We start from the raw sequence: 11,558 nt of genomic DNA on the forward strand, positions 1-11,558 counted from the left end.
TTAATGTTTGGGTTTTATGGTGTAGCATTATTCGCTTCACCCCCCTTTCAGCATATCAAACACCACACGGGCGAACCCTTTGGCAAGTTCCGGGTTAGACAGATACTGCATCATCATTTCATGCTGAGCTTCGTTACTGTCCATGACCGCATCATCAATCGCTTTTGGGAAGTCACCCAGCATCGCCTGTTCGCGGGTATTGTTGGCAATCTGTGTCATGACGGTTTGGTTTTCAGAGAGCTTGTCACGTACCGCAAACGCATAGTTGACCATGTCTTTGTCGGTAAGATTGTCCGTGATAAACAGCTCATTCAAACGCTCTAAAATATGCGACAGGAAAGCCTCTTTCTTATCTTTCGGCTTGGCCGTACCCACGTCATTACCCGGTTCAAGTTGATAGTCCGCCGCATCTTCTTGCAGCTTGATATGTTGTTCCCGAATTCTCGATAACCGGTAGTGGCTCATCACGACGTTATCTAAATCCACGTCGTCTTCCTGCACGTTCTTTTCTTGCAACAGCGGCCTGAGATGGCGGGCATACAGGCTAAGTTTCTCCAGATCCCGATCTTCATACTCGACGATCTGCGACATAAATTCGTAGAACCGAACAAAGCTACCCAAGTCTTTTTTGAAGATTTCTAAGCGATCTTTCTCTTTTTTGCACTCTTTAAACGTATTCTCAGCATTGGCGATTAACACCGCATCCTGAGTTTTCTTAGTGCGTTCAAAGATTTCTTTAGCTTGAATATAGGCTTCAATGGCAGAAAGATAGCGCTTTTCCCAGCGCTCTTTGGCCGGTTTGCAGATGTTACTGATAGCGGCGTTGGACTTGTTTTTGGTAAAGAAGGCGGTGCAGAACTGCTCAACTTCACTCCAGGTGAAAATGCCACTGGACCGTAGTTTTTCGAACAGGTCGAACACCAGATTAGGGTCGGTCACGTCCATCAGTTCGGCGGTCTGATAATACGGCTGGAAGGCTTGCAGGATGTCATCAGGCTGGTTATAAAAATCGAGGATGAAAGTGCCGCATTCCACCTTACCGGGATAAACGCGGTTCAAACGTGAAAGCGTCTGCACACATTCAACCCCGCCTAAGGGTTTATCTACATACATGGCGCACAGCTTCGGCTGATCAAAACCGGTTTGGAATTTGTTGGCAACCAGCATCACCTGATAGTCATCGCTGTCGAAGGCTTTACGCATATCGCGGCCTTTTAACCCCGGATTCATATTGATTTCGGTGAACTTGTGGTTCAGCAATGCCAGGCTGTCTGGATCGCCTTCGTTAAACTCCACCTCGCCGGAAAAGGCGACCATGGCATTGATATGCTGGTAGTTGTTCTCAATGATGTATTTGTCGAAAGCCAGCTTGTAACGCACGGCCTCTTTACGCGAACTGGTCACCACCATCGCCTTGGCCTGCCCACCAAGCAGGTGCACTACGTGGTTCTTGTAGTGCTCCACAATCACCTTCACCTTCTGTGAAATGTTGTAATCGTGCAGACGCACCCACTGGCTCAGCTTGATTTTGGCTTTGGAGCTATCGACTTCTTTGTCGGCAGCTTCCATCTTTTGCACCAGCTTATAGGCCACCTGATAAGTGGTGTAATTCTTCAGCACATCCAGAATAAAACCTTCTTCGATCGCCTGACGCATGGAGTACACATGGAAGGCCTCCGGCTTGTTGGTCTTTGACGCCGGTTCATCAGGCTTGGGCAAACGGCCAAACAGCTCCAAGGTTTTTGGTTTTGGCGTGGCGGTAAACGCATAGTAGTTCAGGTTACTGCTACCGCGCCGGGCAGCCATGGTGGCATTGATGGCATCTTCAGAAGTCAGCACCGTATCGTCGTCTGTCTCTTCCAGCATCAGCACTTCTTTTAACTGACGAGCGGTAGAACCACTTTGCGATGAGTGAGCCTCATCGGCGATCACCGCGTATTTGCGCAGTTTCAAGCTGACACTGTTTTCAATCGCTTTGAGCACAAACGGGAAGGTCTGGATGGTGACGATGATAATCGGTTGCGAGTTTTCCAGCGCGGCAGCGAGTTTTTCTGATTTTGAGCCGTCACCTTCTTTGTTATTGATACGCCCAACCACACCGTCGGCATGTTCAAACTGATAGATGGTGTCTTGCAACTGATCGTCGAGTACGGTGCGGTCGGTAACGACAATCACCGAGTGGAACTGCTTCTCGCCGTTGGCATCATACAGCGTAGAGAGTTGGTGGGCAGTCCAGGCAATCGAGTTGGACTTACCGGAGCCAGCGCTGTGTTGGATCAGGTATTTATTGCCAGTGCCTTCTTCAACTGCGGCACCAATCAGTTTACGCACCACGTCCCATTGATGATAACGCGGGAAGATCAGTGTTTCTTTCTTGGTTTTCAGCCCGTTCCAGTCTTCTTTTTCTTCGATTTGCAGATGAACGTAGCTGCCTAAAATATTCAACAGGTTGCTAGGCAGTAAAACCTCATTCCACAGGTAATCGGTGGCATAACGGTTTTGATCGTCGGGCATGTCGTTACCCGCCCCACCTTCTTTAGTACCTTTGTTAAACGGCAGGAAGAAGGTTTCGTCCCCTGCCAGTTTGGTGGCCATAAACACTTCATATTGGCTAACGGCAAAATGCACCAGCGCACCGCGTTTAAAACTGAGCAGCGGCTCCGACTTTTTGGTGATTGGGTCTTTCGGCAAACGGGTTCTTTTATACTGCTTGATGGCGTTTTGCACCGCCTGTTTGAACTCGGATTTCAGCTCCAGTGTGGCGACCGGCAAGCCGTTGACGAACAGCACTAGGTCAATGCGCCAGCTTTTGGCTTTGCTGCCGGTTGCGGCAAAGTGCTCCGCAGTGGCATAAGGGCTGAAAACCAGCTCCGGCACAATGCGACAAATATTCTGCTGGTAACGCGCCAGCGTTTCAGGATTTAGCTCGTGCTCAGGTTTAAATTGGCACAGTGAGAAACGCGCATTGCGGATTTTTAGCCCGTGGCGCAATACGCCCAAGGTGCCATAAGTGCGGGACAGAGTATCGGTGGCATTCACATCGGCTTTTTTAAGCTGGGCTACCAACGCATCCAGAAAATAGCGCTCGGTGTCATTCGGGTAAACCTTGGCAAACTTCTCCCATTCCTTTGGTTGGCTGACTTGCACAAAGGCCAGCACATCCAGCATATACACAGCACGTTCACGATCGTAGCCGTCTGATTTGCCGACAATCCAACCATTTTTCACCATCTGATCGATCATTTCATTTTGAAAGATCAGCTCCTTGGTGGTGTCTGTGCTCATGCCGTCGCCTCCTGTGGCTCCTGGTTCACTTCTGTGTCGCTGGTAGGGGCGACCCAGTTGCGCACGTCGATTTTTCCGGTGACAGCGGCGGAGATTAGGGCGGTTCGGCGCTCTTGCATCAAAGCAATAGCATCAAATGCCGCTTGGATTAGCGAGCGATACTTTTTTTCTTGCAGCATACAGTAATCGACTATTGCTTTCTGCTCCTCATATGGAGGTACACATGTTTTCATTTTCCGAATTGAATTAAGAGACAAATTATATATTGTCGTCCCCGTAACCTCCAAGTCAAAATAATGGCGCACTTGACTTATCTGAAGATAATTCATTAAGTAGTCTGGGGTTATACTTTCAACACAATTTATATAGGCGGCACTTTTACCCAAAATAACTTTTTCAAAGTTATATCTAGCGACATTTCCAATTGTTCCATTTATAGATAACAACACACTCGATTCATTCAAATAAATATAATGTTGTTTATACTCTTCCTCTGAAACCTCTTTTGAAGTCAAACCAGTGACAATCCGACCTTCTTGTAAATTATTTCCATTAATGAAATAATAGCCTGTATTATCTTCGTATTTAGGCGTTGAATGTAAACCATCACCAATTGCGGATGTTACATGTGTTAATTTAGGTATACCCCAATGTACCGGAACATTTCCCAACCACTCAACACCAGAATCTTTCATTGGCACATCCGGGTTTAGCCCTTTGGTGACGGCATGGCTAATCACCGCCTGACGTTTTTCTTTTAGCAATTCAATCAATTGTTGCTGTTTATCGATAAGATGATCTATTTTGGTAATTTCATAATCCAAGAAGCTAAGAATAGATTCCTGTTCAAAAACAGTGGGTAAAGGTAGGACCAAACTTTTAACAACTCCTGAATTCAGGCCGTGCATGATTGATCCCTTCCCTTGAAGTTGCATCTGATAATTTATTTCAGGGGATTCATCGATCAATAGTTTAAAATAGCGTGGAGTAATTAAAAAATCTTTAACTCGCACACGTAGCAAATGCGAATCAATTATTCCTTCTTGAATATCATGAGGCACAATCTCACACTTCCCACTAGTCCCCATCATAGTAATTAATATATCCCCAGATTTAACTTTATAGACCTCCATTTCTAAAAACTTATCTACACCAATATTTCTCTTACCTAAAGAAAAGTCTTTCTTAATAACATTTTCTTGGCCATAAACACGGAACCCTTCCTCAACCATATCTTCTAATTTTATTGCACTACCGAACGGGCCAATCTTAATTCCTTCTGCTCCATCTTTAAGAAAGTACCGTACTTGTTTTACCCCCCAATCAAATGGGATGTATTTCAGTCCATCTACATTCACTGATTGATACGTTAAATATGCTCGATATTTACTCATCACGAATGCACCTCTTGCAGTAGCTTCATAATTTCGGCGCTGACCGCATCCAGATCCGCATCAATCTCTTTGAGGTCACGCGGTGGCTGGTAAACATAGAAATGGCGGTTAAACGGAATTTCATAGCCCACTACACCAATCTCGCCATCTTTAGCATCGCGCTTATCGGCATTGATCCAGGCATCGGCGACGTGCGGTCTTACCTCACGCTCAAAGTAGCTTTCAATCAACGTACTGGTCGCAATGCTAGGGTCCAACGGCACGTTCTCGTTGTCGCGCAGCTCGCCGTCTTGCTCAAACTCCACCACCTTGCCCTTATATTCAAACGCGCCATACAGCGGTTGCGCAGCCTCTTTCAGCACCTTCTTCACCACCGGCTCGGCGTCTGGATTTTTAGTGGTAATGGCGTCGATAAACTGTTTTTTCTCTTTGGTATCCAGCTTCACATCAGCGGCTTTCAGTGCGCCTTTCAAGGTAAGGTCAAACTGGTTAAAGTCGTTACTAACCAGCTCTTTGCCACCGGCTTTGCTGCCAAAAGCGGTTTGGATTTGCTGGGCGTTTGCCATCAATGCGCGCTGGGCCAGCCACAGTTTCTTATCCAGCAGATCCTTGATTTGCTTCTCTTTCAGATCAGGGAACTCGGCTTTGATAACCGCACGAGCTTCGACTTCAATCGCGCTAAAGTCAGCGTAATTAGCGTTATCCCACTGTGAGCTAAACTCTTCATACAAACGTTCCATCGGGGCAGCAAACGGCTTGGTTGCAAAACGTAGTGAGGCAATAGCCGCATCGGTGATTTGCGCAGACAAACGCAGCGGGCGTTCAATGGTCAGGCGGCGATAGCCAAAATCGGTGCTGTTAAAAATCTTGCTGGCAAAAGTTTTCGGCGCTTCGGTTTTGCTGGTCGCGGACTGGCGACCACGGTTGGATTTCTGCTCTGGGGCTTTATCCATGCCAAGTTCATCCAACGGGGTCGGAGCCACAGCCTTAAAGGCACCAAAGGTCTGGGTAATCAGCTTAATGTCCTCTTCACCCATGATGTTGCGCTTCGAGCCTAGCGATTTACGCATTTTGCCACACAGGTTGGTGCCATCAATCAGTTGCACTTTGCCTTTACGATCGGCAGTTTTGTTGTTGGACAAAATCCATACGTAGGTAGCAATGCCGGTGTTATAGAACATATCGGTCGGCAGCGCGACGATACCTTCTAACAGGTCTGACTCTAAAATATGGCGGCGGATTTCGCTTTCACCGCTGCCCGCGCCGCCAGTAAACAGTGGGGAACCGTTGAGGATAATGCCGATACGCCCACCATCATTCACCGAGCCATCCGCATTGCGGATATCGCGCATCTTGCTGATCAAGTGCAGCAGGAACAACAGCGAACCGTCGGAGACGCGAGGCAATCCCGGGCCAAAGCGCCCAGCAAAGCCTTTTACGCTGTGTTCGTTGTTGATCTCAGTATCAATCTTTTTCCAATCTACACCGAACGGTGGGTTAGACAGCATGTAGTCAAACTTTTCAGTCGGCAGCTGGTCATTAGACAGGGTATTCCCCAGTTTGATGCGGCTGACATCTTGGCCTTTGATCAGCATATCGGCCTTACAGATAGCGTATGACTCTGGGTTTAACTCTTGGCCGAAAGCTCGCATCACCGCATTTGGGTTCAACTCATGCACATACTCCATGCCTGAGGAAAGAAAACCACCGGTTCCTGCTGTAGGGTCGTAGATGGTACGAATGATGCCGTCTTTGCTAAGCACTTCATCGTCCTTCATAAACACCAATGAAGTGGTTAAACGCACGATATCGCGTGGGGTAAAGTGCTCCCCCGCAGTCTCATTCGAGCTTTCTGCAAAGCGGCGGATCAGTTCTTCAAACACCAAGCCCATTTCGTGGTTAGACACGGCGGCAGGGCTAAGATCGGTAGTGGCAAACTTCTTTACTACCTTGAACAGCAGATTGGCGTCGTTTAACTGGCCAACAAACTCATAAAACTTAAAGTGCTCAAAGATCTCACGTGCATCCTTCGAGAAACACTGAACGTAGTTCTCAAGGTTATCCTTAATGCCGTTCTGCCCCATCTTGCCGAGATCCATCGAGGAGGTATTGAAGAACGCCAAATCATTGGTTGCACGCAGAATGAGCTTTTCCTGTGCCTCTTCCGGCAGGTTCATGGTTTTGACTTTTTCAGCCTGGGTCACCACCGCTTCTTTGCTCTCACTTAACACACACTCCAGGCGGCGCAACAGCGTGAAGGGCAAGATCACTCGGCCATACTGGGATTGTTTGAAGTCACCACGAAGCAGATCGGCCACCGACCAGATGAAAGCAGCAGTTTGAGAGAAGTTGGTGTCAGCCATAGAAGACCCTAGAAAGATGTACAAAAAGTTGCGGAGATTATACACGAATCAATAAAGCTTGCTGTGACATCAGTGCGGATTAATTAAGGCCTCTAACGCGACGCCCCTAACAAGTTTAGGCTGACAGATATTCCATTAGCACCAGTGATTAGCTGAGTAATTATAAAAAGTAGAAACAAAAAAAATAATTTGAGTTTACAGCTTATTTGTTGCATAAAATAAAGCTCATTTATCGAGCACATTCAGAAAAGGAATTCACCCCATGAATAACTCATCACCAAAAATACTAAATAAGAAATTTATCATATCCGTTATCACCTCATCTGCGTTCATTACAGGGTTAACTCTTGCAGTCATATGGCTTTACCTGTCAAATATCGATAGGTTAGATATCTTTCATGATACGGCAAGTGTCAAGTCAATCACGGGAATCATCTTAGGGTTTGCTATCTTTTCAATATTGGGCTTCAGTATTTTGTTATTCGCTTCATCCTTGATGTTAATCATCACTTTCTCAAACTACGAAAAAGACATTAAAAAATATGACGGAATCGCCCACAACTTCGCTACCGTTGGTATTCTTAATAGCTTATCCTCGTGCCTATTATTAATGATATCCTTCTCTATTCATTATTTCTTAGATTGGAGTGGTTATCTAACAGTCGCATTATTTTTCTTGACCTCAACAGCATTCAGTTTTTGGATAACAAATAAAAAAATCTTGAAATCAGAAAAATATCGCTCACAAGATAGCAGCGAAGAAGAGAGTATTCTTAAAAAAACACCCACCAAAATAATAATGCCATTCTTACTGCTTACTCCAGCAATTGTGCAAATCCTTCCACTGTCATTTTTACTGAAGCAATTAGAGTTTAGCGAAGGCAGTAACGATTTCGTGCAGCTAAGTTTAATTACGATGTTAAGCCTCATGTTTTCCATGTTAAGTATGTTACCAGGGGTAATCTATATTAATGAGAAGAAGAATGGCGAGATGCTACGTAGCATTACCCTCATTTTAATCTCCATACCGACAACCCTGGTGGTTTTATCACTACTTGTTCGCCCAATACCCAATATGATTATAAATATGACCATGAATTTATCGGGCATCAGTGACTGGCGAACGCACCATTTCTATATCGACAACCAAACCCACCATCATACTATGTTTAATGGTTTATTATGGAATACTAGATACTACCCAGACTTGCCCAATCGATTCTTTATCACCGGTGTAAGCATTTTCACTTTAGGTGACATTCAGCTCATTTGCCCGACTAAAATAACTAACGCTAGAAAGGAAAGCCTAAAGCTAACGCTTGATGACATGAATGAATACGATAGAAAAATAAAGCAATTGAAAACTGTTGCTATGGAATGCATTCCATTCAATAAAAACGACATCCATACTTGGGATTCACCAATCTCACAACCCATCTATTACGAAAAAATTAAAACCGCCAATGATAGTTCGATGCTAAAAATGCTCCACTCCCTGAAATAACCCTTTTGGGCCGAGCGTTATCTCGGCCCATCACCCCAAATACCGATACCCCATCCCATGCACGGTGCGGATCAGCAACGGATTATTCGCATCAAGCTCAATGGTCTTGCGCAGCTTGGAGATATGTTGATCCAACGTGCGGCTGTTTGGTAGGAAGTCATAGCCCCAAGCGGCATCGAACAGCATCTCGCGCGTGACGACCTTGTTTTTATGCTGATAGAGGCACTCCAGGATTTTCACCTCGCGCAGTGAAAGCTCCAGCCGCACCGCTTGGCGCTGAGCGCACAGCTCATTGGGGTACACGGTTAAGTCACCAAAGCAAAAGCTGGCATCTGGCTGCGCGGTCTTGCTACGCAGGCAACGCCGGGCGATGGTTTTGATCCTGGCGCGGATTTCGTGAATGCCAAACGGCTTGCTGATGTAATCATCTGCCCCTAGCTCCAACCCGACCACCCGGTCGATCTCTTCATCCTTGGCGGACAAGAAGATAATCGGGATCTGCTCATCCTGTTTGCGGATCTCACGGCATACCGCGTAGCCATCCAGCTCCGGCATCATGATATCGAGGATGATAAAATCCGGTTTCTGCAGTTGGTACATCTCCAGCGCCACTTTGCCATTCTCTGCGGCTATCAGGCTGTATCCCTCACGGGAGAGCGCTTCTACCAATCCCTGGCGAATGTTCGTATCGTCTTCAACGACCAGTATTTTCATTACGACTTCCTGTGGTTAATGCGATTAGCAATGCCGCCTGACGGGGCAATATCATAGGCTACATACTGTGTTTTCCCCCTCACCCCAACCCTCTCCCCAAAAAGGAGAGGGGGCTGGTACGGTGCTAGTCTCAGGTATAGAAGTTAACCTGTCACTGGGTGATCACCGTTGCCATTACTCATCACTGGCGGATCGCTTTAAATATTCTGAACGGCATTGCGCGCCAGCCGCAAGGTGAAGCGCACCCCAGGCGACTGCGGAGCAACCAGGATCTCCCCGCCCAGGCTGTGCGCCAGCTGCTGAGCAATCGTCAGGCCAATGCCGGTGCCCGAAACGCCCTCGGTAATACCTGACTTTACCCGGTAAAAGGGCAGGAAAATCATCCTGAGTTCTTTCTCGGCGATACCGGCACCATAATCCCGCACGTGGATATCCACGGAGTCCGCACTGCACACCACCTGCACATCGACCTGTTTCCCGGCCGTGGCATACTTCTCCGCATTGCTCAGCAGGTTGTTGATAATCTGCGTCAGGCGATCGATATCACTCTGCACCACCACGCTTTCACCTAACGACAGTGAGATCGCCATTCCCTTGGCCTGATATGACGGCATGAAAGTCTGAGCAATCTTCGTCAGCAGCGGATTGAGGTCAATGGGCTGTAAGTGCAGCTTCGGCTCACGGGTAAAACTCAAAATGTTCTGGATCAGGCGCGATAAGCGCTGGCTCTCGCCAATAATCACGTCCAGATAACGCAGCCCTTCATCGTGCTGTTCGTCCAGCTCCTCTTTCAACAACTCGGCATACAGCGTGATATTGGTCAGCGGCGTTTTCAGCTCGTGGGACACCTGGCTGACAAAACCCACCTGCTGGCGCGCCAGCCGTGCCGTCTGGGTGTATTCCCGGTAGAGACGAAAAATGATCAAGCTCATGATGGCCAGCATCAGCAGGATAAACGCCCCGCCCCAGAGGTAGACCGCCGTAGTGCTGGCCGCTTTGCCGTAATAGCTCACCTGCCAACCGGTAAGCGGATAAGGCAGGCTCTGCTCGGCCAGCGGTTGCTGGTTATCCAGGGTGATGTAAGGATTGCTTTGGTACAGCAGGCGCCCGTTCTCTACCAGCACCAGCGTGTCGCTGCCAAAATCGAAGTTGAGCGCATTAATCACATCCGACAGCAGCTTGATATAAGGAACCCGAAATCCGACGATATCACTGCCGATATTGCGCCAGTAGATCAGCAGCGGTTCCTGCACCTCGCCGGTGATGTACCAGCCGGATTGCGGGATAGCCATTTCGCTTTTTACGTTGTGGCCATACAGCAACGAAGGATCGTTCACCAGCGGCGTGATGGCCTGAACCCAGGCGAGTTCTTTTTGACTCAGGGGGGTATTTTCATTGGGGTACAGCAAACGATTTTTCTGCAGGACAAACACGCCATCAATGTCGTGATCCTTCTCAACCAGCTCTTTGAGCGCCTGCTCGTTGGGTTGGATATAGTCGGTGATCGCGTCTAACCGCGTCGCTTTCTGCCGCAGTATATCCATAACGCTGGCGCCGGCCTGCATGACGCGCGTCTGCGCCATGGTCTGGGATTGGTAATGACGTAACAACACTTCGTGCTCAAGGGTGCGCACTCCCAGATAGGCGATCAGGCTGAAGATCGCCACGGTGATGATGATAAAAACCGTCAAACTTCTGGAAGTACGCTGGCTCATTGGGCTCCCTGCTACTGGTTCTTCTGGGTTTTGATGTTGTAGTTCTGCTCTTTCACTGCCTTACGGGTAGATTCCTTGCTGTCGCTCTCCATTTTACCCATCAGGTCTTTGTTCTTCTGCGCGCTGGCTTCGGCTTTTTGCCTGGCTGGGGCGGCACTGACGGGCAAACTTTCCAAGGCTGCCACATTAGCGCTAAATACCTGTTTGGCCTCTTCCATTTTGCCTGCATCCATCAGCTCTACCGCACGCTCATTTTCAATCGCCGCCTTCTGAATGGCCGAGTCCACCAGCACTTCATCAACCTGCGCGGCACTCACGTCTTTGACGGATTGGCTATAATGTACCGCTACCTTTTCATTGAAGGTATCAACCTGCTTGGTACTCAGATTGGCGTAACGCACGTTCACATCGGCCAGCGGTTTGCTTTGGGCGTTACTACCCTTGGCCGGGATCACCTCCAGCAGAACATATTTTTCCTGATTGGAATACAGCTGGTTCAGTTTTACGGTGACCGTATTGCCGCTGATGCTGCCATCACGCCCCAACAGGCGAACCGGCGTAACCTTATCGGCGGTTTTGATCA

Annotated in this window: 6 protein-coding genes and 1 pseudogene; 1 reads left to right on the forward strand and 6 read right to left on the reverse strand. The window is 47.8% G+C overall.

Going from position 1 to position 11,558, the window contains the following annotated elements:
- Positions 1-36: 36 nt before the first annotated feature.
- From ACLQ7H_RS02230 to ACLQ7H_RS02240, 3 genes are read right to left on the reverse strand one after another with little or no spacing between them, the layout of a single operon-like run.
- Complete coding sequence (locus ACLQ7H_RS02230; RefSeq protein WP_411751257.1) at positions 37-3,285, reverse strand: type I restriction endonuclease subunit R; 3,249 nt, start codon at positions 3,283-3,285, stop codon at positions 37-39.
- Positions 3,282-4,682 carry a restriction endonuclease subunit S gene (locus tag ACLQ7H_RS02235; protein ID WP_411751258.1) on the reverse strand — a complete coding sequence of 467 codons (1,401 nt, stop codon included), beginning with the start codon at positions 4,680-4,682 and terminating at the stop codon, positions 3,282-3,284. The genes ACLQ7H_RS02230 and ACLQ7H_RS02235 overlap by 4 nt, the downstream gene beginning before the upstream one ends.
- Complete coding sequence (locus ACLQ7H_RS02240) at positions 4,679-7,042, reverse strand: N-6 DNA methylase (protein WP_411751259.1); 2,364 nt, start codon at positions 7,040-7,042, stop codon at positions 4,679-4,681. The genes ACLQ7H_RS02235 and ACLQ7H_RS02240 overlap by 4 nt, the downstream gene beginning before the upstream one ends.
- A 262-nt stretch (positions 7,043-7,304) precedes the next feature.
- Here ACLQ7H_RS02240 and ACLQ7H_RS02245 point away from each other — a divergent pair, with 262 nt between their 5' ends.
- Positions 7,305-8,546, forward strand: coding sequence for a hypothetical protein (locus ACLQ7H_RS02245; RefSeq protein ID WP_411751260.1), 1,242 nt, complete (start codon positions 7,305-7,307; stop codon positions 8,544-8,546).
- Between the two features lie 30 nt (positions 8,547-8,576).
- Here ACLQ7H_RS02245 and ACLQ7H_RS02250 read toward each other — a convergent pair whose 3' ends face one another.
- The 3 genes and pseudogenes from ACLQ7H_RS02250 to ACLQ7H_RS02260 form a co-directional block, all read right to left on the reverse strand.
- Entirely contained in the window at positions 8,577-9,260 is a 684-nt protein-coding gene (locus ACLQ7H_RS02250; RefSeq protein WP_411751261.1) for a response regulator transcription factor, read from the reverse strand.
- Between the two features lie 197 nt (positions 9,261-9,457).
- Positions 9,458-10,975, reverse strand: coding sequence for a sensor histidine kinase (locus ACLQ7H_RS02255; protein WP_411751262.1), 1,518 nt, complete (start codon positions 10,973-10,975; stop codon positions 9,458-9,460).
- Between the two features lie 11 nt (positions 10,976-10,986).
- Positions 10,987-11,558: pseudogene (locus tag ACLQ7H_RS02260) on the reverse strand (hypothetical protein); the annotation flags it as partial.

It is taken from the genome of Serratia sp. (in: enterobacteria) (assembly GCF_046715635.1).
GTDB lineage: Bacteria > Pseudomonadota > Gammaproteobacteria > Enterobacterales > Enterobacteriaceae > Chania.